The sequence below is a fragment of the Actinomadura rubteroloni genome, from assembly GCF_002911665.1.
Taxonomy (GTDB): domain Bacteria; phylum Actinomycetota; class Actinomycetes; order Streptosporangiales; family Streptosporangiaceae; genus Spirillospora; species Spirillospora rubteroloni.
Genome location: NZ_MTBP01000001.1, coordinates 638,573 through 664,277 on the forward strand (window position 1 = coordinate 638,573; position 25,705 = coordinate 664,277).

The window sequence follows — 25,705 nt, forward strand, 5'->3', positions numbered from 1 at the left end:
GCGGTGCCGACGGGGGCACGACAGCGCCCGAGCTTGGAGAGGACCCTACCGGTGTCCGGCACGTCCGTTTCGCCGGGGGTGCGTGCGGTGCGTCACACGGGCCCGGCGCGGTGTTTGAAGAACACTTTCGTCTGCTAGAAAGCTGGAACGTTTTCCGGACCGACGACGGTGGCACATGGAACCTCTGCATCCCGGCGATCCCCGCCAGATCGGCCCCTACCGCCTGGAGGCGCGGCTCGGCGCGGGCGGCATGGGCCAGGTGTTCCTGGGCGTGTCGCCCGGCGCGCGGCGCGTCGCGGTCAAGGTCGTCCGCGCCGAGTACGCCGAGGACGAGCGGTTCCGGCAGCGGTTCGCCCGCGAGGTCGAGGCCGCGCGGCGCGTCGGCGGGTTCCACACCGCGCAGGTCGTAGACGCCGACCCGGCCGCGACGTCCCCGTGGCTGGTCACCGCGTTCATCCCCGGGCCGTCGCTGCGGCAGGTCGTCGGGGCGCAGGGGCCGCTGGACGCCGCCGCCGTCCGGGCGCTCGCGGCCGGGCTCGCGGAGGGGCTCGCGGCGATCCACGCGTGCGGGCTCGTCCACCGCGACCTCAAGCCGGGCAACGTGATCATGGCGGCGGACGGGCCGCGCATCATCGACTTCGGCATCGCCCGCGCGACCGACGCGACCGTCCTGACCTCGCACAACGTCGTCGTCGGCACCTACGCGTACATGGCGCCCGAGCAGGTGTCGGGCGCGCCCGCCGGGCCGTCCGCCGACGTGTTCTCGCTCGGCTGCGTCCTCGCCTACGCGGCGCTCGGGCAGGGGCCGTTCGACGCGACGTCCATCCCGGCGATCGTCCACCGCGTCCTGCACGAGGAGCCGGACCTGTCCGCGCTCCCCGCCGACCTGCGCAACCTCATCGCGGCGTGCCTGGCCAAGGACCCGGCGCGGCGGCCGACCGTGGACACGCTGATGCACGCGCCGCAGAGCATCGTGGCGCCCGCGCCGTCGTTCCTCCCGCCGGAGGACGCCACGTTCGCGCACGCGACGATGGGCGTGACGCGCAGCGTGCCCGCGCCCGCCCCCGTGCGGCGGCGGGCGCTGCTGATCGGGGCCGGGGCCGCCGTCGCGGCGCTCGCGGTCGGCGTCCCGGCGGCCGTCCTGCTGACGGGGGACGACGGCGAGCCCGCCGCGCCGCCGCCCGCCCCGAACCCGACCGGGCTGATCTCCGCCAGCGGCTCGCTCACCGCCACCGACGTCAAGAACCTCAGCGAGATCGCCCTGTCCCCCGACGACCGGACCGTCGCGGCCGGCGGGCTCGACGAGATGATCACGCTGTGGGACGTCGCGTCCCGCCGCGTCCTGCGCACGATCAAGCGGGCGGGCTGGGTGAGCGCGCTCGCGTTCAGCCCGGACGGCGCGTCCCTGGCCAGTTCCGCCAGCAACGCGGGCTCCCTGCTCATCTGGGACGCCGCGACGGGCGCGATCAAGGTGAACGCCCGGACGGGCGATCAGTTCGGCCTGAACGCCGTCGCCTACAGCCCGGACGGCTCGGTGATCGCGGGCGTCAACCCGGGCGCCCACCTGTTCGACCCCGGCACCGGCCGCACGATCGCGTCGGCCGACCTCGGCAACAGCGGCGTCAACGCGGTCGCGTTCAGCCCGGACGGCGCGCTCGTCGCGGTCGCCGTGGACGGCTACTACAACAAGCCGCCGGGCAACACCGTCCAACTCTTCGACGGCCGGAGGCTCCGCAAGGTCCACCAGCTCATCGGGCACTCCGCGAACGTCACCGGCGTGACGTTCAGCCCGGACGGGAAACTGCTGGTGAGCAGCGCGGCCGACAGCACCGTCCGGATCTGGGACACGAACACCTACCGCACCAAGCGGATCCTGAAAACGGAGGCCGCCACCGTGCGGGACGTGAAGTTCTCCCCCGACGGGAAGACGCTGTTCGGTGCGTGCTCGGACCGAACCGTCCGCGTCTGGGACACCGCGACGGGCGCGCTCAGCGTCACGCTCGTCGGCCACGCCCAGGCCGTCGACCGCATCGCCCTCACCCGCGACGGCCGGACGGTCGCCGGGGTCGGCACCACCAAGCCCGACGGCTCCGTCACGCTCTGGAAGGTCTGACGTGGAACCGCTGCGCCCGGCCGACCCCCGGCAGGTCGGCCCCTACCGGCTGGACGGGCGCCTCGGCGCCGGAGGCATGGGCGAGGTGTTCCGCGGCGTCTCGCCGAGCGGGCGGACGGTCGCGGTCAAGATCGTCCGCGCCGAGTACGCGGCCGACCCCGAGTTCCGGCGGCGGTTCGCGCGCGAGATCGAGGCCGCGCGCCGCGTCGGCGGGTTCCACACCGCGCAGGTCGTGGACGCCGACCCGGCCGCCGCGTCGCCGTGGCTGGTCACCGCCTACATCCCGGGGCCGTCGCTGCGGCAGGTGGTGCTCCGGCAGGGGCCGATGGCGCCGGGCGCGGTCCGGCGGCTGGGCGCGGGCCTGGCGGAGGGGCTGGCGGCGATCCACGCGTGCGGGCTCGTCCACCGCGACCTCAAGCCCGGCAACGTGATCATGGGTCCGGACGGCCCGCGCATCATCGACTTCGGCATCGCCCGCGCCGCCGACGCGACCGCGCTGACCTCGACCGGCGCGGTCGTCGGAACGTTCTCGTTCATGTCGCCCGAGCAGGTCCGCGCGGACGTCACCGGCCCGGCGAGCGACGTGTTCTCGCTCGGCTGCGTCCTCGCCTACGCCGCGCTCGGGCACGGGCCGTTCGACGCGCCGACGATCCCGGCGATCGTCCGGCGGATCGTGAGCGCTCCACCGGACCTCGGCGGGCTCACCGATCCGGGCCTGCGGGACGTCATCGGGCGCTGCCTGGAGAAGGACCCGCGGCGGCGGCCGTCCGTCCCGGACGTGCTCACCGGGCTCACTACCGGCGTTCCGCGCCGCGTGCCGCGCCGGGCCGTGCTGTTCGGCGGGGCGGGCGCGGCGGCCACGGCGGTCGCCGTCCCGGCCGTGCTGCTGTGGCCGCGTTCGGGCGGCCCGAAGGCGCCCCGGACGCCGCACACGGTCCCCTCCGTGCTCACGCTGCCGAGCACCGAGGTCGCCGTGTTCGACGTCGCGTTCACGCCGGACGGCCGGACCCTCGTCGGCGCGGGCTTCTCCTCGCTCCTGCGCTGGGACCTCGCCACCGCGCGGGTGTCCGCCCGGGAGCTGAAGGACGACACGACCTACAAGCAGCCGATGGCGTTCAGCCCGGACGGCCGGACGCTCGCCACGGGCGGCGACGACGGCGCCGTCCATCTGCGCGACACCGGGACCGGACGAATCCGCAAGAAGCTGACCGTCGCGGGCGGCGCGAACGCGCTCGCCTTCGCGCCGGACGGCCGGACGCTCGCCGTCGCGTCCAACCGCGACCGGCCGTACGTGCAGGTGCTGAACATGGTCACCGGACGCGCCGTGACCATGAAGACCGACACGCCCCCGAGCGCGCTGGCGTTCTCCCCGGACGGCGAACGCCTCGGCGGACGCTTCTCGTCCGGCAAGCTCATGGTCTGGAACCCGTCCGACGGCGCCAAGACGGCCGAAGCGTCGACCGAGGGCGGAAACTACGACTGCCTTGCGTTCAGCCCGGATGGCAAAACCGTCGCGATGTCCAACAGCTACAACTGGGGGATCGAGCTGCGAAGCGCGTCCGACGGCGATCTGCGCGCCACGCTGAAGGACGTCAAGGAGTCGGTGCGCGCGCTCGCGTTCAGCCCGGACGGCGGCACGCTGGTCAGCCTGGACAAGAAGGACGCCCGGCTGTGGAATGTGGCGTCCCGCCGCGTCACGGCGACGTTCCCCGGGGACGACGATGACGCGCAGGCGGTCGTGTTCTCGCCCGACGGGCAGAGCTTCGCCACCACGAGCGGCGCGGGGACGACCCGGTTCTACCGCTTCTGAGCGTCAGGCCGGAAAGGCGCGGGTGGACGGCGCGTCCCACGACCCGTCGTCCAGGTCGGGCAGGTCGGCGAACTCGGCCACGCCCGCGTGCGCGACCGGCGGCGCCATGCGGGCGCCCGCCCCGGCCGGGGGCGCCTCCACCAGGGCCCAGACGGTCGTCGCGCCGTGGTCGTGCCGGACGCCCCAGCGCGCGGCCAGGCTCTCCACGATCCCGAGGCCCCGGCCGCCGAGCGAGGACAGCGTGCTCGGCCCGCAGCGCGGCTCGGTGCTCGCGCCGCCGTCGCTGACCGCGACCTCGATCATGCCGTCGGCGCGGCGGCCCCAGGCCAGCCGGATCTTGCCGGACGGGAGCGGGCGGGCGTGCCGGAGCGCGTTGCTCAGCAGTTCGCTCACGATGAGGTTGGCGTCGTCGACCGCGGCCTCCGAGACGCCCGCGTCGATCAGTTCCGAGCGCAGCCGCCGACGGGCGAGCGCGACGCTGGTCGGCGCGTGCGGAAACAGTGCGACACCCGTCGTCCTCACCTCCCCGTCTCGTCGGCGTCCCGGCGGCAACTCGCCGCCGACCTTCCGATACGACCGAAATGCCCGGTAGCGCTGGCCCGGAAACCCGTTCGGACGGATCCGGGCCGTCCGCCACGAGCGAACCGGCCTGGCCGCACGACGTTCACCCCCGGTTGTGACGGTCAACGGAACTCCTCCTCCAACGAGAACCCGTACAAGGTCTATCCAGCGCCCGGCGGATTACTCCTCACGCATGCGTTTCGTCCGTCACACCGCGGCGATACCGCGCTTTTCCGTCGAACGGAACCGGTGGCGCTTTCAAGATCATGTATTGGGAGCCGTGCCGAAGGGGGAAACCCCGTTCTCGCAGGAGCGTAGAACATCGGTTCCCGCGCGGTTCGTTCAGGGCGCCGCGCGCAGCACCAGGCGCATCCGCGTCCCGCCGCCGGGCCTGGTGTGCGCGGAGATCTCGCCGCCCTGCGCCCGCGTGAGCTGCCGGACGATGTAGAGCCCGAGCCCGATTCCGCCGAAGCGGCGGCGGTCGCCCGTCTCGCCCTGCACAAAGCGTTCGAACACCCTTTCGAGATCGTCGGCGGGAATGCCGATGCCCTGGTCGTCCACCGTGATCACGACGTCCCCGGAATCGGCGCGGTAAGCGCGCACGACGACCTCTCCGCCGCCCGGCGAGTACTTGAACGCGTTCTCCAGGATCTGTCCGAGGACGATGTCGGTGGCCATCGCGTCGCCCAGCACCCGCGGCAGTCCGGGCGCGACCGACAGCGTCACCCGGTGCTCTGTTTCCCCCGACCGACCGACACCCGACCGATCTCCCGGCTCCCCCGACAGCGACCGGAAGCCGCCGACGACGCCGCTCAGCACCCGCGTCACGTCGAACGGCTCGACCGTGACGCCGAGCTCGCCCGTCCCGGCCCGCGCGCCGAGCAGCAGGTGCTCCACCAGCCGGCCGAGCGACTGCGCCCGCTCGGCGATCGTCGCGACGGCCGCGCGGCGGTCGGCGTCGGCCAGGTCGTCCCAGCGCCGCACCAGCGTGCTCGCGAACCCCTGGACGACCGTGATCGGCGTCCGCAGCTCGTGGCTCGTCGTGGCGAGGAACAGGTCCTTGGCCTCCTCCAGCGCCTTGGCCTCGGAGACGTCGCGGAAGTCCACGACCAGTTCGCCCGCGTCCTCGATCTCCGCCGCGACCGCGCTCAGCCACGTCCCGGACGGGGTCAGGAACGTCCGGGACTCCCCGGGCGGCGGCGCGTCGAACGGGAGCCGGCCGCCGACCGCGTCCGCGGCGGGGATGCCGGTCAGCGCGTGCGCCGCCGGGTTCCACTGCCGGACGACCGCGTCCCGGCCGAGCACCGCGATGCCGTCCGCGCTCGCGTCGATCACCGCGCGCTCGTGGGCCCGCTGCCGGACGACCTCCGCGTACGCCACCGCGTTCCCCACCGCGACGCCCGCGTGCCCGGCGAGCAGTTCCAGCAGCTCCAGCTCGGTGTGCCCGACCTTTTTGCCGGAGAACAGCGCGTACAGCGCCCCATACGGACTCGCCTGGAGGAACGACAGCCCGAGCGCCAGCGAGCTGAGCCCCGGCAGCTCCGACCAGATCAGCCCCTCGATCCGCTCCTTCTCGGTCGCGAGCATGACGGCCTTCTCCGACCGCAGCAGTTCCCCGACCAGGCTCGTGTCCAGGTCGGCGGTCGTGCCGCGCATCCGCTCGGGCAGCCCGGACAGGCTGACCAGGCTCAGCCGGTCGCCCTCGATCCGGACGAACCCGCCCGCGTCCGCGCCGGTCAGCTCGATCAGCGCGGCCGTGATCCGGTCCAGGACGACGTCGAGGTCCAGCTCGGTGTTGAGGTCGGCCACGATGTCGCTGAGCCGCCGCACCAGCCGCGCCCGCTCGGCCATGTGCTGCTGGAGCGCCTCGTCCTCGCTCGCCGGGTGGTAGACCATGACCCAGCCGAGCGGCGCGCCCCCGTCGTCCTTCAGCAGGCTCGTGTCGATGCGGACGTCGATGAGGTCGCCGTCGCGGCGCCGCCGCCGGGTCGCGATCGAGATCCGGCCCGGACGGGTGAGCAGCCGCTCCAGGACCGCGTTGTGCTCGGCGTTCAGCTCGCGCGGGACGATCGGCGCCGCCCGTCCCATGACCTCCTCGGCCGTGAAGCCGAACATCCGCTCCGCCGCCGGGTTCCAGACCGTCACGCGGGAGCGCTCGTCGACCGCCACCAGGGCGTCGGCGGCGCTCTGGATGACGGCGCGCGCGATCGGATCGTGGGGCAGCACGCCTGTCATCGTGCCATCGCCCCGCGCGGACGCGCGGGCAACCGGTGCCGAAAGGTTTCCACGTCAGCGCGGGTGCCGCCGGTGGAACGCGCCATCGGCTAGCGGCGCGTCCGTCCGGCCAGGAGAGCGGCGGCGCCCGCCACGGCGAACGACAGCAGCGACGCGCTCATCCAGGTCTGCGGCGTGAAGTGCAGCCAGGACTGGACGTGCGTCCAGCCGCGCGCCCACCAGCCGACGCCGCCGGGGTAGACGAGCTGGTACACCGCGAACCCGGCCGCCCACGCGACGATCATCGACCAGCGGGCGGGGGCGGCGCGTCCGGTGTCCCAGCCGCGCCGGCCCGCGCCGAGGAAGAAGTCGGCGGCGAGGACGCCGAGCAGCGGGACGAACACCGAGCCGATCAGCGACAGGAAGCTCTGGTAGTCGCCGATGTCGAACACGAGCGCGAGCACGGTGATCCCGGTGCCGAGCGCGACGGACAAGACGCGGCGGTCCGCGCGCGGCACGAGGTTCTGGATCGACACGGCCGTCGAGTAGACGTTCGCGAACGACTGGTCCGCCTCGCGCAGCACGAACACCGCGAAGAACGCGACACCCAGGCTGACGTGCAGGAACGGGTCGAACACCTTGGTCGAGTCGCCCGCGACGAGCGCCAGCGCCAGCAGCCCGAGAACGTAGGCGAAGATCTGCGTCACCGAGTAGCCGACGGCCGCCGCGCCGAACGCCGCGCGGGGCGTGCGCGAGTGGCGGGTGTAGTCGGCGGCGACGGGCACCCAGGAGATCGAGACGGCGAGGGCGGCGTCCGCGCCCGTCCAGAACCCGCTCCACGAGCCGTGGTTCAGGTCCGGCAGCGGCTCGCGCAGGAACTGCACATAGAAGTAGACGAGCGCGATGAGCACCGCCGCCGTGACGTACCGGCGCAGCAGCCGCACCGAGCCGAGCGGACGGATCGTCAGCGCGGTCGTCAGCACGCCCGCCGCTACCACGAAGACCCAGCGCGGGACGTCGTCCCAGAGCGCCCGCGCGGCGTCGGCGATGACGATCAGCTCGAACGTCCCCCAGCCGACGAGCTGCGCGATGTTCAGCACGGTCGGGACGTAGGAGAGCCGCGCCCCGAAAAGCCCGCGCAGCAGCACCATCGCGGGCTGCCCGGTCTTCGCGCCGGGCGCGGCGGCCAGGCCGAGCATGAGCCCGCCGAGCGCGGTGCCGACCGCCATCGCGACGATGCCCGCGAGGATCGGGAGGGTCGGCCGGCCGGCGGCGTCGGGGGCGAGCACCGTGTAGGCGCCCGAGAACGCGAAGAGGCTGACGCCGAGGTTGGCCCAGAAGGCGCTCTGGTCCCAGAAGCCGAGGACCTTCGGGGCCGGTTCGTCCAGCGTGTACGGGACCTCGTCGGCCCGCGTCTCGACGGCGGATGGCACGGGGGCACGCTCCCTACGCCGGCATTACCCGGACAGGTTCCTGCGGTCGGCGACGCCCTGTGGTCGCCCTCTCAGCCTGGTTCGGCCCAAGCTCCCGCGAATACGGTCAAGGGGTAGCGTACCGCTCCAAAACGCCCGGGGGTCAGAGGACGTGCGGGGGGCCGTCGAGATCGGTGTCCATCGGGCGTCCGGCCTGCTCCCAGCGCTGCATCCCGCCCGCGACGTTGCGGGCCAGCCAGCCGGCCTGGTTCAGGGCGACGGTCACCTGCGCGGACCGTCCGCCGGACCGGCAGATCACGTAGATCTCGCGGTCGCGGGGGATCTCCGACGCCCGGTCGCTCAGGTGGCGCATGGGAATGTGGACGGCCTCGGGGGCGTGCCCGGCGACCCATTCGTCCTGCTCACGGACGTCCAGGAGGTACGCGTCGGCCGGGACCTCGGCCGCGTCGACGGCAGGGACGTCATCCCCGATAAACATCACGCCTCCCATGGAACCGCGCGGAGCCCCCGCGCGTCGAATCACGCATGCGGTATCGGACGCTTCTTCGCACCGTTCCCGGTGCGGCCATGATCCTGTCACTGGCGGCCTGCGGCTCCGAGCACGCGCCCGGCACCGGGGCCGGCGGCACGGGCTCCGTCCGGCCGTCGGCGTCGTCCGGCACGTCTCTGACCGTACAGGTCAAGGCGTCGAAGGACGCCGCGCCGACCACCTGGACACTCACCTGCGACCCCCTCGGCGGCTCCCATCCCGACGGCGCCAAGGCGTGCGCGGCGCTGCGGACGGGCGCGGCCACCGCGTTCGCCAAGCCGCGCCCCGGCCAGATGTGCACCGACATCTTCGGCGGCCCCCAGACCGCCACCGTGACGGGCACCTGGGACGGCAAGCCGGTCAGCGCGACGTTCGGGCGGGCCGACGGCTGCCAGGTCAGCCGCTGGGACGCCGTCGCGCCGCTGTTCGGGAACATCGCGCGCAACTGACCCGCCCCTTCCGGGGAAGGGGGACGGCCATGAGCACCGCCCTGGTCGTCATCGACATGCTGAACCCCTACCGGCACGCGGACGCGGGCGTCCTCCAGGACGGCGTCGCGGAGATGGTCGGCCCGCTCGCCGACCTGGTGGCCCGCGCCGTCCGCGACGGGACGCCGGTGATCTACGTCAACGACAACCACGGCGACTTCTCCGCCACGCGCGACGACCTCGTGGCGGCGGCGCTGCGCGGCGAGCGGCCCGACCTCGTGAAACCCGTCCTGCCGCCGGACGACTGCGCGTTCCTGCCGAAGGTCCGGCACAGCGCGTTCTTCGGGACGCCGCTGGAGTACATCCTCCACCAGCTCGGCGTCCGCGAGGTCGTGCTGACCGGGCAGGTCACCGAGCAGTGCGTCCTCTACACGGCGCTGGACGCCTACATCCGCCACCTGGAGATCAAGGTCCCGCGCGACGCGGTGGCGTCCATCGACCCCGGCCTCGGCGACGCGGCGCTCCGGATGATGGAGCGCAACATGCGCGCCGATCTCGTCACGGCGGACGCCTGCCTCCGCTGAGCCCCCTTCGCCCGGCACGGATGTGAGTGACATCGGCTTGCGGTTCGTATTACGAACCAATATGTTCGTGTTACGAATTAATGAGGGGGGTTCGTCATGAGCCGAACTGTCGCGGTCGTCGGCGGCGGGTACGGCGGCGCCGCCGTCGCCAAGGCCCTGGACGAGGACGCCGACGTCGTCCTCATCGAGCCGAAGGACGCGTTCGTCCACGCGTCCGGCGCCCTGCGCGCCCTGGTCGCCCCCGACTGGGCGCACAACATCTTCTTTCCGTACGACCGGCTGCTGCGGCGGGGCACGGTCGTCCGCGACCGGGCCGTCGCGGTGGACCCGCGCGGCGTCACCCTCGCCTCGGGGCGGCGCGTCGACGCGGACTACATCGTCCTCGCGACCGGGTCCGGCTACCCGTATCCGGCCAGACCGGAGACCGACGTGGCCGCCGAGGCGCTCGCGCGGCTGCGCGCCACGCACGACGAGCTGGCCCGCGCCGGACGCGTGCTGATCGCGGGCGCCGGGCCGGTCGGGCTGGAGCTGGCGGGCGAGATCAAGGCCGTCTGGCCGGACAAGGCGGTGACCGTCCTCGACCCCGCCGCCGAGCTGCTGCCCGGCTTCCTGCCCGAGACGCGCGCCGACCTGCACCGCCAGTTGGACGGCCTCGGCGTCGACCTGCGGCTCGGCGTCGCGCCCGCCGAGCCCCCGCCCGTCGGGCCCGGCCGGGAGAAGACCTTCACCGTCGCGACCACCGACGGCGGCGAGATCACCGCCGACCTGTGGTTCCGCTGCCACGGCGTGGACGTGAACGGCGACTGGCTCGACCCGGCCGTCGCGCCCCGGACGGCGGCCGGGCACGTCCGCGTCACGCCCGGCCTGAACGTCGAGGGCCACGACCACGTGTTCGCGCTCGGGGACCTCGCCGACGTCGCCGAGGCCAAGATGGCCGGGAACGCGATGCGGCACGCCGAGGTCGTCGCGGCCAACATCCGGGCGCGGCTCGCCGGCGCGGAACCGACGGCCGTCCACCGGCCCGCGCCGTTCCCGTCCGCGCTGGTGCCGCTCGGGCCGTCCGGCGGGGTCGGGCAGATCCCCGCGCCGTCCGGCGACGGCCCGATGGCGCTGCCCGCCGCGACCGTCGCCGAGTACAAGGGGCGCGACCTCATGGTCGGCCGCTTCGTCGAGCTGTTCGGGCGGGACGGCTAGGCCGGGGCGCCGTCCTCCAGCTCCATGAACACGACCGGCACCTCGTTCGCCCGGACCAGGCGGCCGAGCAGGTCGGCGAGCTGGGCGCGCTCGTGCTCGGCCAGCCCGGACGGGAGGCGGTCGACGCGGCGGCACGTCTCGGCGTAGAAGCGGTCCGCCAGCGCCCGGCCCTCGCGGGTCAGCGCGACCCGCAGCGCGCGGCCGTCGCGGGGGTCGGGCTCGCGGCGGACGAGCCCGCGCGCGGACGTCCGGTCCACCAGGCCCGACAGGCTCGACTTCGCCAGGCCGAGCATCGTGCCCAGCTCGCCCATCCCGTACGGCTGCGGCATGAGGACGCACAGCAGTTGCCCCTGCTGCTGGGTGAGGCCGTAGTCGCGCGCCGACGCGACGTAGACGGCGTCCACCAGGAACGACGAGCGCACGAGGGCCGTCACGACGTTCATGGGCTCGTCCGCGGGCTTGTCCATGCCCGCCACGGTACCTTAATTCGCTTTGCGAACTAAAACGGCGCGCTCGGCCGGTGGGCGCGCGGGGGATCGTCTCCGCGCGGCGCTCCGACGCGCGGGGTGTTACGGTCTGTTGCGATGAGTACCGCTACGCGAATGACGTCCGGGATCCTGGTGTCCGCGATCGTCCGGCGGGACGACGACGTGCTCATGGTCCACGAACGGCATCCCGGCCGCGACCGGCAGTGGGTGCTGCCCGGCGGGATGGCCGAGCCGGGCGAACTCGTCCACGACGCGCTGGTCCGCGAGGTGCGCGAGGAGACCGGGCTGGTCGTCGCGGGGCCCGCCGAACTCGCGTTCGTCGCCCAGTACACGATCGGCGGGGAGCCCGGCTGGAACGGCGAATGGACGGTGTTCGCCTTCACCACCGGCCCGGCGTCCGGCGTCCTCGGCGCCGCGGACCCGGACGGGATCGTCCTCGAAGCGGCCTGGGTCCCGGCCGACGAGGCGATCGCCCGGCTGTCCGCGCACCGGTTCCGGCCCCGCCGCGACCCGATCGTGGCTTACCTGCGCGGCGAGACGCCGCCGGGGACCGTGTGGCTGTGGCCGTCCGGCCCGTTCCGCCCGGCCGCGCGGATCCCCGCTCAGCCGGCGCCGTCCGGCGGCGTCACCGAATAGGTGAGCGTCAGCTCGTCGCCCGCCATACCCCGGATGCCCCAGTTCTGCCGGGGCGTCTCGATGATCGTCAGCTCCAGATCGTCGGCCGTGATCCCGAGCGCCGGGACGACGCGGTCATAGAGGCTCCGGATGAGGGCGCGCTTGCCGGCGTCGCCCCGCCCCTCGAAGCAGACGATCTCCACGATGAGGTAGCGGGCGTCCCGGCCCGGAACGATCCAGTCCGCTTCGTCCAGCAGGAAGAACCGGTGGAACCGCTTGTCCTCCGGCAGCCCCCACGCCTCGACCAGACACGCCTGGAGGAGATCGGAGATTTCCCGCTGCCGTCCCGCCCAGACGTCCCGCCGCCCGTGCACCTTGACCTGAGCCACCCCGTGATCCTAGGGCCGCCCCGCGCCAGCGAACGGCACGGGGCGGCCCGGGGCTCAGAGCACCTCGGCGAAGTCCTTGAGCAGCCGCGACTTGGACCGGGCCCCGACGACCGCCTTCACCGGCTCGCCATCGCGGAAGGCGACGAGCGTGGGCATCGAGTGGACGTTGTACGCGGCGGTGGTCCGGGGGTTGGCGTCCACGTCGAGCGCGACGACCTTGAGCCGGTCGCGGTGCTCGTCGGCCACGGCGGCGAGCACCGGCGCGAGCTGCCGGCAGGGCGGGCACCACTCCGCGGTGAACTCCACCAGCACCGCGCGGTCCGCGCCCAGCACCTCCTCGGCGAAACTGGCGTCCGAGACCTCGACGACACCCGTAGTACCCATCATGCTCCAGCCTCCAGTTCGCAACGCGGCTCCGGCCCGCCGCGCAGATCGGCCTCCGCGCGCAGCAGATGCCCGGCGACCTCCTCCCGGACCGTCCGCAGCCGCTCGATCAGCGCGTCCATCTCGGCGAGCTTGGCCCGGTACACGTCCAACGACGCGGGGCACGCGTCCCCGGACGGATGCCCGGCCCGCAGGCACTCCACGAACGGCCGCGTCTCCTCCAGGCCGAACCCGAAGTCCTGGAGCGTCCGGATCTGCTCCACCAACCGCAGATCGTCGTCGCCGTACACGCGGTACCCGTTCACGGACCGCCGAGCCGGCAGCAACCCCCGCGATTCGTAGTACCGCAACGTGCGGGCACTGACCCCCGCACGTTCCGCAAGCTCACCGATGCGCATGTCAACGACGCTAAACCTTCACACCGACGTCAACGCAAGCCCGATCCGGACACAGCGGGCGCGCGGTCATTTCAGGAGGCGGGACATTCTGCGGTCGGCCAGTGGTTTCCCTCCCGTCTGGCAGGTCGGGCAGTACTGGAGGGACGAGTCGGCGAAGGAGACCTCGCGGATCGTGTCGCCGCAGACGGGGCATTCCTGGCCGGTGCGCCCGTGGACGCGCAGGCCCGACTTCTTCTCGCCCTTGAGGTCCTGGGCCGCCACGCCCTCGGCCCGGGTGACGGCTTCGGCGAGGGTGGTGCGGATGGCGGTGTGGAGGGTGGCGATGTCGTCGTCGGTCAGCGTCGCGGCGACCTTGAACGGGGACATCTTGGCCGCGTGCAGGACTTCGTCGGAGTAGGCGTTGCCGATGCCCGCGACGATCTTCTGGTCGCGCAGGACGCCCTTGATCTGCGTCCGGCGGTCTTTGAGGATGGCGGCGAGGGCTTCGGGCGTGAAGTCGTCCGCCAGCGGGTCGGGGCCGAGGGTCGCCACGCCGGGGACCTCGGCCGGGTCGCGGACGACGTAGACCGCCAGGCCCTTCTTCGTTCCGGCCTCGGTGAGGTCGAAGCCGGAGCCGTCGTCCAGGTGGACGCGCACGGCGAGCGGGTTGCGGCCCCCGGGGCGGCCCGCGCGGGCCGGGAGTTCGTCGCGCCAGCGCAGCCAGCCGGCGCGGGCCAGGTGGACGACGAAGTGCAGCCCGTCGGCGTCCAGGTCGAGGAACTTGCCGTGCCGGGCGACGGCGGTGACCGTCAGGCCGCCGAGCGCGGTGATCGGCGGGTCGTAGGTCTTGAGGGCGGAGATCGCGAGAACATCGACGCGCGCGATCGCGTGGCCGACCGCGCGTTCCCGCAGGAAGGCGGCCAGCGACTCCACCTCGGGAAGCTCTGGCATACGTCCAGTATCAGCGATCCACACCCCTGTGGACACCTGTGGACGATCCTGTGGATAACCAAAACCCCACCAGCGGAACGGCACGGCACAGCCTCATAACCTCGACAAACCACGACAAAGGTTGAGGGCCAGAATCGGGGGACGTGTCCCCAGCCTGTGGATAACTCACGACGGTGAAGGCACGAACCGAACATGAGCGACGTCACAAAATAACCCCTAGGGGGTAGGGGTTGCCGCACCTGACGGGTTGTGCCACCATGAGGCGCACGACATACCCCCCAGGGGTACAGAGACCAGGAGGAACGAGCCGATGAGCGCCACGACCTACACCGTCGCCGGAATGACCTGCGGCCACTGCGTCAGCTCGGTCAAGGAGGAGGTCGGCCAGATCCCCGGCGTCACGGCCGTGGACGTCGAACTCTCGTCCGGGGCCGTCACCGTCACCAGCGAGGCTCCCCTCGACGAGGCCCAGGTCCGGGCCGCCGTCGAGGAGGCCGGATACGAACTGAAGGCGTGAGATGAACACCGCGACCAGGCTCGGCGCGTACGGCGCCGGGCTGGCCGCCGTCTTCGCCGCCGCCCTCGGGGCCGGTGCCCTCACCGGCCCCGTGGGCGCGACCGATGAGAAGGGCGGCGCGAGCCACATGCGGCACGAAACGACCCACGAGACCGGCCACGGGACCGGCCACGACGTCCTCCCCGGCGGGCTCCTGGCCGAGCAGGACGGCTACACCCTCCGCCCCGCGACGACGAGCGTCCCGGCCCGTCGCACCACCGACTTCCGGTTCACCGTGACCGGTCCCGACGGCGCGCCGGTCACGCGCTACACCCGGCTGCACGGCAAGGAACTGCACTTCATCATCGTCCGGCGCGACCTGTCGGGCTACCAGCATCTGCACCCGGTGCGGGACGCGCGGGGCGTCTGGTCCGTCCCGCTCGCGGCGGGCGACCCGGGCACCTACCGGATCTTCACCGACGTCCGGCCCGCGACCGCGAAGGAGCAGGTCACACTGGGCACCGACCTCGACGTTCCCGGCGATTTCGGGCCCCGTCCGCTGCCGCCGGCCGAGCGCGTCGCCGAGGTGGACGGCTACCGCGTCAAGCTCGCCGGCGACCTCGTGCCGGGCAAGCCGAGTCCGCTGACGCTGACCGTCGAGAAGGACGGACGGCCCGTCACCGACCTGGAACCGTACCTGGAGGCGTACGGGCATCTCGTGGCGATCCGCGCGGGCGACCTCGCCTACCTGCACGTCCACCCGATGGGCGAACCGGGCGACGGAACGACCAGGCCCGGACCGAGCATCGAGTTCCACGCGGAGGTCCCCGGCGGCGGAACGTACCGCCTGTTCTTGGACTTCCAGCACGCGGGCAAGGTCCGCACCGCCGAGTTCACCGTCACGGCCCGCTGAGAGGAGGCGACCGATGTCCACGACGGAGCTGTCGATCGGCGGAATGACCTGCGCGTCCTGCGCGAACCGGGTTGAGCGAAAGCTCAACAGGCTCGACGGCGTCACCGCGACGGTCAACTACGCGACCGAGAAGGCCAGGGTCGAATACCCCGAGGGGGTGACTCTGGACGACCTCATCGCCACCGTCGAGCAGGCCGGATACACCGCCGCGCCCCCCGCGCCACCGCGCGCCGAGGAGACGCCGGCCGACGAACTGGCCCCGCTCCGGCAGCGGCTCGTCACCGCGGTGGTGCTGGCCGTCCCGGTGATCGTGCTGGCGATGGCCCCGGCGCTTCAGTTCCGGAACTGGCAGTGGCTGTCGCTGACGCTGGCCGCACCCGTCGTCGTCTACGCGGGCTGGCCGTTCCACCGCGCCGCCTGGACGAACCTGCGGCACGGCGCCGCCACGATGGACACGCTCGTCTCGCTCGGGACGCTCGCGGCGTTCGGCTGGTCGCTGTGGGCGCTGTTCGTCGGCGACGCGGGCGAGCCGGGCATGCGGCACGGCTTCGAGTTCAGCGCGACGCGCTCGGACGGCTCGTCCAACCTGTACCTGGAGGCGGCGGCGGGCGTCGTGGCCTTCATCCTCGCCGGTCGGTACTTCGAGGCTCGGTCCAAGCGCCGTGCGGGCGCGGCGCTGCGGGCGCTGCTGGAGCTGGGCGCGAAGGACGTCGCGGTCCTGCGGGACGGCCGCGAACAGCGGATCCCGGTGGACGAGCTGACGGCCGGGGACGTGTTCGTCGTCCGTCCCGGCGAGAAGGTCGCGACCGACGGCGTGGTCGAGGACGGCTCGTCGGCGGTGGACGCGTCGCTGCTGACCGGCGAGTCCGTCCCGGTCGAGGTCGGGCCGGGCGACACGGTCGCGGGCGCGACGGTCAACGCGGGCGGGCGGCTGCTCGTCCGGGCGACGAAGGTCGGCGCCGACACGCAGCTCGCCCAGATGGCGCGGCTGGTGGAGGAGGCGCAGACCGGCAAGGCGCGGGTGCAGCGGCTCGCCGACCGGATCTCCGGCGTGTTCGTGCCGGTCGTGATCGCCCTGGCGGTCGCGACGCTCGGGTTCTGGCTCGGGACGGGCGGGTCGGCCACCGCCGCGTTCACCGCCGCCGTCGCTGTCCTGATCATCGCGTGCCCGTGCGCGCTGGGCCTCGCCACGCCGACCGCGCTGCTGGTCGGGACGGGCCGGGGCGCCCGGCTCGGCATCCTGATCAAGGGCCCGGAGGCGCTGGAATCCACGCGCGCGATCGACACGGTCGTCCTGGACAAGACGGGCACGGTCACGACGGGCCGGATGGCGCTGGTCGACGTCATCACGACCGACGGCGTCACCGAGCACGACGCGCTGCGGCTCGCGGGGGCGCTGGAGAACGCGTCCGAGCACCCGATCGCGCGGGCCATCGCGGGCGCCGCCGCCGAACGCACCGGGCCGCTCGCGGACGTCGCCGACTTCACCGCGCTCGACGGCCTCGGCGTCCAGGGCGTGGTGGACGGGCACGCGGTGCTCGTCGGACGGCCCCGGCTGCTCGCCGAGTGGGCGCAGCACCTCCCGCCGGACCTGGAGAAGGCGATGGAACGTGCCCGCGAGCAGGGCCGCACGGCCGTCGCGGTCGGCTGGGACGGCGCGGCGCGGGCGGTCCTGACCGTCGCCGACCAGGTCAAGCCCACGTCGGCGGAGGCCGTCGCGCGGCTGCGCGACCTCGGGCTGCGGCCCGTCCTGCTCACCGGCGACGACGCGGCCGTCGCGCGGGCCGTCGCCGACGAGGTCGGCATCGAGGAGGTCATCGCCGAAGTCCTGCCGCAGGACAAGGTGGACGTCGTCAAGCGCCTCCAGGCCGAGGGCCGCCGCGTCGCGATGGTCGGGGACGGCGTGAACGACGCCGCCGCGCTCGCCCAGGCCGACCTCGGGCTCGCGATGGGCACCGGGACGGACGTGGCGATCGAGGCGTCCGACCTGACGCTCGTCCGGGGGGACCTGCGCGCGGCGGCGGACGCGATCAGGCTCTCCCGGCGGACGCTGCGGACCATCCGGGGGAACCTGTTCTGGGCGTTCGCCTACAACGTCGCGGCGCTGCCGCTGGCCGCGACGGGCCTGCTCACACCGATGATCGCGGGCGGCGCGATGGCGTTCTCGTCGGTGTTCGTCGTGAGCAACAGCCTGCGCCTGCGCAACTTCAAGGCGCTGTGACCCCGGCCGCGGGAGGGCGCGCCCTCCCGCGGCGCGGCCGTCAGCGGGGACGGGGGATCGGCGTGTCCGGCGGCAGGGCCCTGACCTGCACGCTCCGGCACTCGGGGCAGGTCCGGTCGACCCACGGCGGCTGGCTGGCGACGCCGTCCAGGCTCCACGCGATCGACGATCCCGCCGGCCCGTCGCTGTGCCGGGCCTCGAAGTCCTGGTCCCACTGGTGGGAGCATGTGACGCAGTGAAACCGCCACGTCTCCGTACTGACATGGACGTCCCGGATGGACATGAGCATCCCTGTTCTCCGATTGAGAAACCGAAAGAGGCAGGCGGAACCGCAAGAAAGCGGACTCCGCGGGACGCTCTAGATCCGGGACACCCGGAGTGTGATCAGCAGCCGCGCGCCGGGCGCGCGATCGCCCCGGCGGGCGGCATGGTCCAGCGCGTACGCCGGATGCGTGGCGAGCCCGGTGACCAGGCGGCGGACGAGCGCCGCGCCGTCGAACGGGGCGCGCGGCAGGACGGGCCGGCGGACGCGCTGCCGGTCCGGCGCGGGCTCGGCGCGGCCGGTGGCCGGGTCGGCGGCGGCCGTGGCGACGGGGCCGTCGGGCGTCCCGTCCGCCTCCTGGACGAACGGGACGCCCGGCAGCGCCAGCGCGAGGACGAGCAGCAGCGCCCCGGCCGCCGTGCGGAGACGGCGGCCGCCGAGGACGGTCCGGGCGCGCATGCCACGGAACCTACCTCACGTTCCGTCGCCGAATAATGACGATGAGTGAGAAAAGCGGGTGCTGCGACGGTTCCGTTTCCCTGCCCCGCCGGTCAGTCCGCGAGCATCCGGGGGGTGTAGTGGTCGTCCAGCCAGGCGCTTTGCAGGACGATCGCCACCATCTCCGCATAATGCTCGCGGAGCACCGTCCGGACGCGCTCGTCCTTGTAGAGGCGCCCGCACGCCTGGCACGGATGCGCGTACCGGCCCTCCCAGTCGATGGACGGGTCCTTCTCCGCCGCCCACGCCAGCACGCGTTCGGGCCCGAAGTAGTGCAGCCACAGCTTGAGGAAGTCGTCCTCGGCGGCGGTGACGGCCCGGTCGAGGAAGTCGCCGCCCTCGGCCGTCGCGGTGTTCAGCTCGGGGATCGTCCGCAGGCCGAGGCCGCAGCAGGAGCCGACCCGTCCGTCGGCCTGGACGGTGTAGGTCTGGAGGACGTGGTCGCAGCCGCGCCGGGTGGGCAGCGTGGCGGCATCGGTGGTGGATCCGGCGGGGTAGTCGCCCGTCTCGCCGGGGTCCAGGGGCATCCAGGCGCTCTCGTGCGTCCGGACGAGCGCGGCGTCGGCGCCGAGCGCCGTGACGAGCGGGTGCTCCCGGATCGTCGTGGCGGTCACCGCGCGCTCCCGCCGCAACTCGACCATCACGACGACCGGCAGACCGAGCCGGACCGCCTCGACCGACGCGTGCACGACCCGCTCGACCGGGACGAACCGGACGTGCTCGTCGCCGGTGCTGTAGTTGATCTCGTCCAGGCCCGCGTCCTTCAGCCGGCGCAGCCGGTCGCGCGCCCGGTCCGGCGTCGCCGCCCAGTGCGCGTTGGTGACGAGCCGCGTCGGCAGCCCGAGCGCGCGGGCGTGGGACAGCCCGGCGAGCAGGTCGCGCCACCGCAGCGTCGCCTCGCCGCCGGTGAACACGACGTTCGCGAACCCGAGCCGGTGCGCCTGCGTGATCGCCGACAGGATCACGTCGAGTGAGATGCGCTCCCGCACGCGCGGGCTGCTGAGCGTCCCGCAGTCGGCGCAGGCGGCCGTGCAGGTGAACGTCGGCATGATCGACAGCGTCTTGCGCCCGCCGACGACGCTCTCGGCGGTCATCGGGCGCCGAGCCGGAGCGCGGCGGGGTCGAGGCGCGGGCCGTCGTCGCGCGCCACTCCGCCCGTCGAAAAGTTCGCGGTGGCGCCGGCGCTGGACGCCGTGCGGGCCGTCGAGCCCGTCACGGAGTAGCTCGCCGCCGTCGCTTCCGGGACGCCGCCCGACGACGCCCGCAGTTCGGCCCGGCGCTCCGGCGACCGCAGGGCGGCGACGAGCCGGGCGTTGCCGGCGGACGTCCGCTGCGCCCGGTCCCAGCCGAGTTCGGCGGCGAGGACGGCGGCGGGGTCGTCGAGGAAACGGGCCTCCCGGCCGGGGTCGTCGGCGAGCCCCCGGAAGAGGGCGAGGAGGTCCGCGCGCGTGATCGAGTTCAGGACGAGAGGTGCCGGCATCGGTGCGCCTTCCACGAGAGCGGTGCGGCCGGAAATGGCCGCACCGCCCACCCTAAGTTCCCGCGCCCGGCCGTGGTGAAAGCGATATGTTATCGCTGGAATAAGGAGCCCTCATTATGGAACTCCGGCATCTCCGCTCGTTTCTCGCCGTCATGGGAGAACGGAACTTCACCCGGGCCGCGCGGTCGCTGCACCTCACCCAGCCCGCCCTCAGCCAGCACATTCAGGCGCTGGAACGCGAGGTCGGCGGGCCGCTGTTCGTCCGCGACAGCCGCCGCGTCGTCCCGACCGCCGCCGGCGAGGCCCTCGAACAACCCGCCCGGGAGGTGCTGCGGTCGGCGGCGCGGGCCCTCGACCTGGCGCGGGCCGCCGCAGGCGGGGAGCAGGGGACGCTGCGGGTCGGGCTGTTCGCGGGCGGCGCGGCCGAGCTGACGGCGCCGATCCTGGAGACGTTCGCGGCGCGGCACCCGGCCGTCCGGATCGCGCTGGCCGACCTCCCGCCGCACCGCGCCGAGCCCGCCGTGCGGGACGGCCGGGTCGACGTCGCCTTTCTCCGGCTGCCCATCGACCGCGAATTCCTGCGCGCGACGACCTTGTTCGAGGAGCCGCGCCTGCTGGCGGTCGCGCGGCGGCACCGTTTCGCCGACGGCGGCGAGATCACGATCCCGTCCTATCTCGACCTGCCCGCCCCCACCATTCCCGAGGAAATGCCGCGTCACTTCCAGAACTTCTGGCTCATGAACGACCACCGCAACGGCGAGCCGCCGCGTTTCCTCGGGGAACGGCTGGAGACCGTCAACGAGGCGCTGCACTTCGTGCTGACCGCGCCGGACGGCTGCCTCTCCGTCGCCGCCTCGCTCCCGCGCACGCTGGACGTCGGCGGACTGGTCTACCTGCCGATCATCGGGGCCGAGCCGTGCGCGGTGGCCGTGGTCAGCCGCCGCGACCACGACGGCACGCTCATCGCCGACTTCCACCGGACGGCCCGCGCGGTCAGCACCGAACTCATCGACCTGGTGCCGTACGCGTCGCTACCGTCGGGTCAGGGGACGTCGTAGCGCATGGTGTCCACCGCGCCGAATCCCAGCAGGCGGCGTAGGTAGGGCGTGCGGACGGTGTCGACGGTCCGGAAACCGAAACGCTCGTAGAGGGCTTTGGCGCGCGGATTCGTATCCACGACCTCCAGTTTCACGCGGTGCCGTCCACGGGTGCGTGCTTCGTCCGCGACCGCACTGAGCAGGGTCGTACCGACGCCGAGGCCGCGCGCCTCCGGGGACACGGCGAGGACGTCGAGCAGCAGTTCGTCCGCGCCCGGCGGCCGGGACGTCACGAAGGTGCTGAGCAGCCGCCGCCAGCCGCCGCGCAGGATCCCGAACTCGCGCCGGAACCCGGTGCGGTCCAGGCGCAGCGGCGGTTCGGGGCCGTCCTGGAGGCAGGCGATGCCGACGAGCCTGTCGCCGTTCCACGCGCCCATGACCTGGGCGGGGACCAGCGCGTCCGCGAGCACGCCGACCGTCCGCCCGCCGCCGACGACGGGCGCGAGCTTGCGCGTGAAGCCCGCCCAGTAGAGCCGCGCGGCGTCGGAGCGCGCGGACTCGGGCAGGCCCATCCGGGTGAACACGGGCGCCCCCTACCCGGTGGGGGGTCAGGTTGGAACGTCCCAGAAGGCGAGTTCGTGGCGCATGCCGTCCAGGAACAGGCGCTCGGCCCGGACGGGGTCGGGCGCGGCCTCGTCGATCATCTGCCCGATCCGCCGGGCCAGCGCGGCGAACTCCGGATCGGCGTAGGTGTCGACCCAGCGGCGGAAGCGCGGCTCCGCCGGCGGGTTCGCGGCCAGCAGCGCACCGAGCCGGGAATAACCCCACATGCACGGGTACAGGGCGGCCAGCCCGTCGCCGTAGTCGGCGGCGGCGTCCAGGAGGAACGTCGTGTAGGCGACGCAGGCGGGGCCGGGGCGGGCGCCGTCCAGGTCGGCGCCGAACGCGCCGGACAGCGACCGGTGCAGGGCCAGCTCGTCGTGGAAGGTGGCGTGCGCGAGGTCCACCAGGTCGCCGAGGTGCGCGGACGGCGCCTGCCAGGCGAGCCGGGAGAACACGCGGACGTAGTCCAGCAGGAACAGGTAGTCCTGTTCGAGCCAGGACCGGAACACCGCCGCGTCCAGGTCGCCCCGGGCGATCCCGGCGACGGTGGGGTGGCACAGTTGCTCCTCGACCAGCGGACGGCCGAGTTCCTCCAGACGGGCGGCAAGACTCATGCCCCCAAAATAGGTCGAACCCCGCCCGAGCCGAGGCCCGGGCGGGGTCCGCCGTCGATGCGCCGGGTCGCCTCTCGGCGAAAAGCTCAACGCGGCTCCTGCCGGACGGACGCGGATCGCGCCGCCCGCGGTATTCCGCGAAGGCGGTAGGTGAGGCCCGGGGACACCGAACGCATCGACACCAGTTGTAACAGGTGCGGCCCCCGGGATTGTTCCCCACCGCGAAAACGGCCGCCGATCTTCTGGTCCGCGCACGTCTGGCGCACCGCCCGGGGGAGCGCATAGCGTGGGCCGACCACCCCCGGAGAGGATCACCGATGAGAATCGACCGCGGCCGGATCGCCGCGCTGGCGCTGGTCCCGGCGCTCGCGCTCGGGCTCACCGCGTGTGGCGGCGACGACAAGGACGGCAAGCCCTCGGCCGGGGCGTCCCTGCCCCCCGTGTCGGGCGCGCCGTCGCCGGGCGGGTCCACGGCGACGCCCGACGGCGGCGCTCCGGGCACCGGCGGGGCGCCGGACGGGCGCACCCCGGGCACGCCGCGCGCGGGCGGGACGCCGAGCGGCATCACGGCGATCCCGACGCCGAAGGCGGTCTCGCAGTTCACGGCCTGCATGAAGCGGCACGGCATCAACGTCTCGCCGCGCCAGACGGCTCCCCCGACGGCCGACCAGCAGAAGCTGCGCGCCGCGACGCTCGCCTGCGTCAAGTACCTGCGCAGCCCCAAATAGCACGGACGAACCGGACGCCCCGCTCCCGCCCCGGGAGCGGGGCTTCGTCGTGTCGGGCGTCACATGCGCTTGACCTCAAGATTAGTTGAGGTCTCATCGTGGGGTCACCGGCCGAGAACGGCCGCGACGACCTCACGACCGGAGTTCCCCCATGACCGACCGTCCGCTGAATCTTTCGATCATCGTCGGCAGCAGCCGCGAAGGCCGCTTCGGCCCGACGATCTCCCGCTGGTTCGAGGCGAAGGCGCGCGAGCGCGGTGAGCTGGCCGTCGACGTGGTCGACACCGCCGAGACCCGGCTGCCCGCGATGCTCGGCGCTCCCGCGACGCATCCGAGCGCCGCCGAGGCGACCGCGAAACTGGAGGCGTCCGACGCGTTCGTCGTGATCACGCCCGAGTACAACCACAGCTACCCCGGCACGCTGAAGAACCTGATCGACACCCACTACCAGCAGTGGCAGGCCAAGCCGGTCGGGTTCGTGTCGTACGGCGGCGTGTCGGGCGGGCTGCGGGCCGTCGAGCACCTGCGGGCCGTGTTCGCCGAGCTGCACGCCGTCGGGATCCGCGACACCGTCAGTTTCCACAACCCCTGGGGCCGGGTTGACACCACCGGGGCATTGGCCGAGCCGGAGGGGGCGGGCGCCGCCGCGTCCGTCCTGCTCGACCGGCTGACCTGGTGGGGGACGGCCCTGCGCGACGCCCGGACCGTCCGTCCGTACGCGGGGTGACCGCCATGACCACGGCCACCGCGGCCCCGGCGCGCCCCGCGACGCGCGGGCCGGTGACGATCGCGCTCGTGCTGGTGCTCGGCGGCGTCATGGTCGCCCTGGACCAGACCGTCGTGAACGTCGCGCTGAACCATTTGTCCGTCACGTTCGACGCGCCGCTCGCCACGCTCCAGTGGGTCGCGACGGGGTACTCGCTGGCGCTCGGCGCGGTCGTCCCCGTGTCGGCCTGGGCGGCCGGACGCTTCGGGGCGAAACGCCTCTATCTGATCGCCATCGTCGCGTTCACGCTGGGCTCGGTGCTGGCCGGTTCCGCGTGGAACATCGAATCCCTGATCGCCTTCCGCGTGCTCCAGGGCTTCGGCGGCGGGCTGATCATGCCGGTCGGCATGACGATCCTGCTGCGCGCCGCCGGGCCCGACCGGCTCGGCCGGCTGATGAGCCTGCTCGGGCTCGCGATCCTCGTCGGGCCGCTCGGCGGGCCGGTGCTCGGCGGCTATCTCGTGGACGACGTGTCCTGGCGGTGGATGTTCTTCATCAACGCGCCGATCGGGCTGGCCGTCCTCGTGCTGGCCGGACGGCTCTTCCCCGCCGACGTCCGCGAGGAGCGCCGCCGGCTGGACGTCCCCGGCCTGCTCCTGCTGTCGCCCGGCCTCGCCGCGCTGATCTACGGCGTGACGGCGGCGGGCCAGGAGGGCGGCTTCACGGCGGCGAAGGTGCTGGTCCCGCTGCTCGCGGGCGCGGCGCTGGTCGCCGGGTTCGTGCGGCGGGCGCTGCGGACGCCGCATCCGCTCGTCGACCTGCGGCTGCTGCGCAACCGGTCGTTCGCCGCCGCCACCGGGACGCTGACGCTGTTCTCCGCGGGCTACTTCGGCTCGATGCTGCTGCTGCCGCTGTACCTCCAGGTCGTCCGGGGGGAGAGCGCGACGCAGGCCGGGCTGCTCGGGATCCCGTTCGCGCTCGCGTCCGGGCTGACGATGCAGGTCGCGGGGCGGATCATCGACCGCGTCCCGCCCGGCCGCTACCTGCCGTGCTCGATCCTCGTGGCGGTCACCGGCTTCGGGCTGTTCACGCTCCAGCTCAGCGCGGACGCCCCCTACTGGGCGCTGTGCGCGACGATGCTGGTCATGGGCGCGGGCGGCGGCGGGACGATGATGCCCGCCATCACCGTCGCGACCCGCGAGCTGGCGCGGGAACAGGCGCCGAGCGGCAGCACGATGGTCAACCTGGTCAACACGACGATGGGCGCGGCCGGGACGGCGGTGTCCTCGGTCGTCCTCGCGGCGCTGCTGCCGGTCGCGGGCGGGCTCCAGGCCGTCCACCGGCTGAGCCCGGACGCGCACGCCGCGCTCGCGCCCGAACTGGCGGACGCGTTCCAGAAGACGTATCTGCCGGCGGCCGGGCTGATCCTGCTCGCGCTGATCCCGGCGCTGCTGCTCCCCCGCCGCCGCTGACACCCGTCGGCACGCACGCTTCCCGGCGTGCGTGCCGGACGCGGTCAGCCGACGGGCATGTTCTCCCGGAGCTGCTCCGCGGCCTCGGACGACTTGCGGTACGGCGCCTCGTCGCCCCACTGCTCCTCCAGGCGCAGCGCGGCGCCGAGGGCGAAGAACGTGGGCGCCCACTGGCCGACGAACAGGCCCCAGTGGTCGGCGCGGTTGACGTCCTGCCGGGTGCGGGACACCATCCACGACACGACGGACACGCCGATGGAACCGAACCCGGCCGTGTACATCATCTGCGAGGACAGACCGGCCTTGCGAAGCGCGCTGAGCATGGGGAACCCCTTCCTAGGCGATGATCGTTCGGCTCCTGCCCGGACGGGGTTCGCGTCATGTCCCGACGGCGGCCAGCAAACGGCAAAGGCCGGTTCCACGTGAAACCTCGGGCGTCCCGGAAAATACGTTGCCTCCGGAACTGCGGGTGGCGCATCCTTTTCTCACGCCGCACGGAGCAATTCCGAACGGCGCGAGTGGACGAGCCGAACGGTTGGGCGACCGGCCTCCAAAGCCGGTGAGAAGCAGGTTCGATTCCTGCCGTCCATGCGGAAGGAGAACGC

29 protein-coding genes, 1 tRNA gene and 1 riboswitch are annotated in these 25,705 nt (G+C 73.3%); of the genes, 15 read left to right on the forward strand and 15 right to left on the reverse strand.

Annotation, left to right across the window (positions count from 1 at the left end; genetic code table 11):
• The first annotated feature begins 175 nt into the window (after positions 1–175).
• Positions 176–2,113, forward strand: coding sequence for a WD40 repeat domain-containing serine/threonine protein kinase (locus tag BTM25_RS02870; RefSeq protein WP_103561195.1), 1,938 nt, complete (start codon positions 176–178; stop codon positions 2,111–2,113).
• Between the two features lies 1 nt (position 2,114).
• Positions 2,115–3,923 (forward strand): WD40 repeat domain-containing serine/threonine protein kinase, encoded by a 1,809-nt coding sequence (locus BTM25_RS02875; RefSeq protein ID WP_103561196.1) that lies wholly within the window; start codon positions 2,115–2,117, stop codon positions 3,921–3,923.
• A gap of 3 nt (positions 3,924–3,926) precedes the next feature.
• On the opposite strand, the gene BTM25_RS02880 is transcribed toward BTM25_RS02875, so the two are convergent.
• From BTM25_RS02880 to BTM25_RS02895, 4 genes are all read right to left on the reverse strand, one after another.
• The gene (locus tag BTM25_RS02880; RefSeq protein WP_235828131.1) at positions 3,927–4,445 is read right to left on the reverse strand and encodes an ATP-binding protein; all 519 of its coding nucleotides are present in this window, start codon (positions 4,443–4,445) and stop codon (positions 3,927–3,929) included.
• A gap of 381 nt (positions 4,446–4,826) precedes the next feature.
• Positions 4,827–6,719, reverse strand: a complete 1,893-nt coding sequence (locus BTM25_RS02885; protein ID WP_103561197.1) for a sensor histidine kinase — start codon at positions 6,717–6,719, stop codon at positions 4,827–4,829.
• 89 nt (positions 6,720–6,808) lie between these two features.
• Positions 6,809–8,131: a purine-cytosine permease family protein gene (locus BTM25_RS02890; RefSeq protein ID WP_103561198.1), complete on the reverse strand. Its 1,323-nt coding sequence runs from the start codon at positions 8,129–8,131 to the stop codon at positions 6,809–6,811.
• A riboswitch (TPP riboswitch) is annotated at positions 8,125–8,239 on the reverse strand. (Overlaps the previous gene by 7 nt.)
• A 34-nt stretch (positions 8,240–8,273) precedes the next feature.
• Positions 8,274–8,609 carry a rhodanese-like domain-containing protein gene (locus tag BTM25_RS02895; protein WP_103561199.1) on the reverse strand — a complete coding sequence of 112 codons (336 nt, stop codon included), beginning with the start codon at positions 8,607–8,609 and terminating at the stop codon, positions 8,274–8,276.
• An 89-nt stretch (positions 8,610–8,698) separates the two neighbouring features.
• Between BTM25_RS02895 and BTM25_RS02900 the strand changes: the two genes are divergently transcribed.
• The 3 genes from BTM25_RS02900 to BTM25_RS02910 all read left to right on the forward strand — a co-directional run bounded on the left by BTM25_RS02900 (position 8,699) and on the right by BTM25_RS02910 (position 10,866).
• Entirely contained in the window at positions 8,699–9,109 is a 411-nt protein-coding gene (locus BTM25_RS02900) for an SSI family serine proteinase inhibitor (protein ID WP_235828145.1), read from the forward strand.
• A 29-nt stretch (positions 9,110–9,138) separates the two neighbouring features.
• The gene (locus tag BTM25_RS02905) at positions 9,139–9,672 is read left to right on the forward strand and encodes a cysteine hydrolase family protein (RefSeq protein ID WP_103561201.1); all 534 of its coding nucleotides are present in this window, start codon (positions 9,139–9,141) and stop codon (positions 9,670–9,672) included.
• 96 nt (positions 9,673–9,768) lie between these two features.
• Positions 9,769–10,866: an NAD(P)/FAD-dependent oxidoreductase gene (locus BTM25_RS02910; protein WP_103561202.1), complete on the forward strand. Its 1,098-nt coding sequence runs from the start codon at positions 9,769–9,771 to the stop codon at positions 10,864–10,866.
• Here the strand turns inward: BTM25_RS02910 and BTM25_RS02915 are convergent.
• Complete coding sequence (locus tag BTM25_RS02915; protein ID WP_205647946.1) at positions 10,863–11,333, reverse strand: MarR family winged helix-turn-helix transcriptional regulator; 471 nt, start codon at positions 11,331–11,333, stop codon at positions 10,863–10,865. The two genes, BTM25_RS02910 and BTM25_RS02915, sit on opposite strands and share 4 nt — an antisense overlap.
• A gap of 117 nt (positions 11,334–11,450) precedes the next feature.
• Here BTM25_RS02915 and BTM25_RS02920 point away from each other — a divergent pair, with 117 nt between their 5' ends.
• Entirely contained in the window at positions 11,451–11,990 is a 540-nt protein-coding gene (locus BTM25_RS02920) for an NUDIX hydrolase (RefSeq protein WP_103561203.1), read from the forward strand.
• Here BTM25_RS02920 and BTM25_RS02925 read toward each other — a convergent pair.
• From BTM25_RS02925 to BTM25_RS02940, 4 genes are all read right to left on the reverse strand, one after another.
• Positions 11,957–12,358 (reverse strand): tautomerase family protein, encoded by a 402-nt coding sequence (locus BTM25_RS02925; protein WP_103561204.1) that lies wholly within the window; start codon positions 12,356–12,358, stop codon positions 11,957–11,959. The two genes, BTM25_RS02920 and BTM25_RS02925, sit on opposite strands and share 34 nt — an antisense overlap.
• A 54-nt stretch (positions 12,359–12,412) precedes the next feature.
• Positions 12,413–12,745: a thioredoxin gene (gene trxA, locus BTM25_RS02930; RefSeq protein ID WP_103561205.1), complete on the reverse strand. Its 333-nt coding sequence runs from the start codon at positions 12,743–12,745 to the stop codon at positions 12,413–12,415.
• Entirely contained in the window at positions 12,742–13,140 is a 399-nt protein-coding gene (locus tag BTM25_RS02935) for a MerR family transcriptional regulator (protein WP_103561206.1), read from the reverse strand. Before BTM25_RS02935 ends, trxA begins: the two co-directional genes overlap by 4 nt.
• 66 nt (positions 13,141–13,206) lie before the next feature.
• Entirely contained in the window at positions 13,207–14,070 is an 864-nt protein-coding gene (locus tag BTM25_RS02940; RefSeq protein WP_103561207.1) for an Fpg/Nei family DNA glycosylase, read from the reverse strand.
• 310 nt (positions 14,071–14,380) lie between these two features.
• On the opposite strand from BTM25_RS02940, the gene BTM25_RS02945 reads away from it, so the two are divergent.
• The 4 genes from BTM25_RS02945 to BTM25_RS29425 all read left to right on the forward strand — a co-directional run bounded on the left by BTM25_RS02945 (position 14,381) and on the right by BTM25_RS29425 (position 17,939).
• The gene (locus BTM25_RS02945) at positions 14,381–14,587 is read left to right on the forward strand and encodes a heavy-metal-associated domain-containing protein (protein WP_103561208.1); all 207 of its coding nucleotides are present in this window, start codon (positions 14,381–14,383) and stop codon (positions 14,585–14,587) included.
• Between the two features lies 1 nt (position 14,588).
• Positions 14,589–15,479 (forward strand): hypothetical protein, encoded by an 891-nt coding sequence (locus tag BTM25_RS02950; RefSeq protein WP_103561209.1) that lies wholly within the window; start codon positions 14,589–14,591, stop codon positions 15,477–15,479.
• Positions 15,480–15,492: 13 nt separating this feature from the next.
• On the forward strand, positions 15,493–17,700 hold the full coding sequence (locus tag BTM25_RS02955) for a heavy metal translocating P-type ATPase (RefSeq protein WP_103561210.1): 2,208 nt from the start codon (positions 15,493–15,495) through the stop codon (positions 17,698–17,700).
• A 62-nt stretch (positions 17,701–17,762) separates the two neighbouring features.
• Entirely contained in the window at positions 17,763–17,939 is a 177-nt protein-coding gene (locus BTM25_RS29425) for a hypothetical protein (RefSeq protein ID WP_168211984.1), read from the forward strand.
• A 119-nt stretch (positions 17,940–18,058) separates the two neighbouring features.
• Here the strand turns inward: BTM25_RS29425 and BTM25_RS02965 are convergent, their stop codons facing one another.
• The 3 genes from BTM25_RS02965 to BTM25_RS02975 all read right to left on the reverse strand — a co-directional run bounded on the left by BTM25_RS02965 (position 18,059) and on the right by BTM25_RS02975 (position 19,940).
• Positions 18,059–18,421 carry a hypothetical protein gene (locus BTM25_RS02965; protein ID WP_103561212.1) on the reverse strand — a complete coding sequence of 121 codons (363 nt, stop codon included), beginning with the start codon at positions 18,419–18,421 and terminating at the stop codon, positions 18,059–18,061.
• A gap of 92 nt (positions 18,422–18,513) precedes the next feature.
• Entirely contained in the window at positions 18,514–19,554 is a 1,041-nt protein-coding gene (locus BTM25_RS02970; RefSeq protein ID WP_103561213.1) for a radical SAM protein, read from the reverse strand.
• A complete protein-coding gene (locus BTM25_RS02975; protein ID WP_103561214.1) occupies positions 19,551–19,940 on the reverse strand; it encodes a hypothetical protein in 390 nt (129 codons plus the stop codon). The genes BTM25_RS02970 and BTM25_RS02975 overlap by 4 nt, the downstream gene beginning before the upstream one ends.
• A 116-nt stretch (positions 19,941–20,056) precedes the next feature.
• On the opposite strand from BTM25_RS02975, the gene BTM25_RS02980 reads away from it, so the two are divergent.
• Positions 20,057–20,998 (forward strand): LysR family transcriptional regulator, encoded by a 942-nt coding sequence (locus tag BTM25_RS02980; RefSeq protein WP_103561215.1) that lies wholly within the window; start codon positions 20,057–20,059, stop codon positions 20,996–20,998.
• Here the strand turns inward: BTM25_RS02980 and BTM25_RS02985 are convergent.
• Both BTM25_RS02985 and BTM25_RS02990 read right to left on the reverse strand, forming a co-directional pair.
• A complete protein-coding gene (locus tag BTM25_RS02985; RefSeq protein WP_103561216.1) occupies positions 20,983–21,561 on the reverse strand; it encodes a GNAT family N-acetyltransferase in 579 nt (192 codons plus the stop codon). The two genes, BTM25_RS02980 and BTM25_RS02985, sit on opposite strands and share 16 nt — an antisense overlap.
• Positions 21,562–21,585: 24 nt before the next feature.
• Positions 21,586–22,194, reverse strand: coding sequence for a TenA family protein (locus BTM25_RS02990; protein WP_103561217.1), 609 nt, complete (start codon positions 22,192–22,194; stop codon positions 21,586–21,588).
• Positions 22,195–22,511: 317 nt separating this feature from the next.
• Here BTM25_RS02990 and BTM25_RS02995 point away from each other — a divergent pair, with 317 nt between their 5' ends.
• The 3 genes from BTM25_RS02995 (at position 22,512) to BTM25_RS03005 (ending at position 25,100) form a co-directional block, all read left to right on the forward strand.
• A complete protein-coding gene (locus BTM25_RS02995) occupies positions 22,512–22,922 on the forward strand; it encodes a hypothetical protein (RefSeq protein WP_103561218.1) in 411 nt (136 codons plus the stop codon).
• A gap of 151 nt (positions 22,923–23,073) precedes the next feature.
• Positions 23,074–23,649 carry an NADPH-dependent FMN reductase gene (locus BTM25_RS03000; RefSeq protein WP_103561219.1) on the forward strand — a complete coding sequence of 192 codons (576 nt, stop codon included), beginning with the start codon at positions 23,074–23,076 and terminating at the stop codon, positions 23,647–23,649.
• Between the two features lie 5 nt (positions 23,650–23,654).
• Complete coding sequence (locus BTM25_RS03005) at positions 23,655–25,100, forward strand: DHA2 family efflux MFS transporter permease subunit (protein ID WP_103562712.1); 1,446 nt, start codon at positions 23,655–23,657, stop codon at positions 25,098–25,100.
• Between the two features lie 44 nt (positions 25,101–25,144).
• Here BTM25_RS03005 and BTM25_RS03010 read toward each other — a convergent pair whose 3' ends face one another.
• Positions 25,145–25,423, reverse strand: coding sequence for a hypothetical protein (locus BTM25_RS03010; RefSeq protein ID WP_103561220.1), 279 nt, complete (start codon positions 25,421–25,423; stop codon positions 25,145–25,147).
• A 195-nt stretch (positions 25,424–25,618) separates the two neighbouring features.
• On the opposite strand from BTM25_RS03010, the gene BTM25_RS03015 reads away from it, so the two are divergent.
• Positions 25,619–25,691 (forward strand) — tRNA-Trp (locus BTM25_RS03015).
• Positions 25,692–25,705 lie beyond the last annotated feature (14 nt).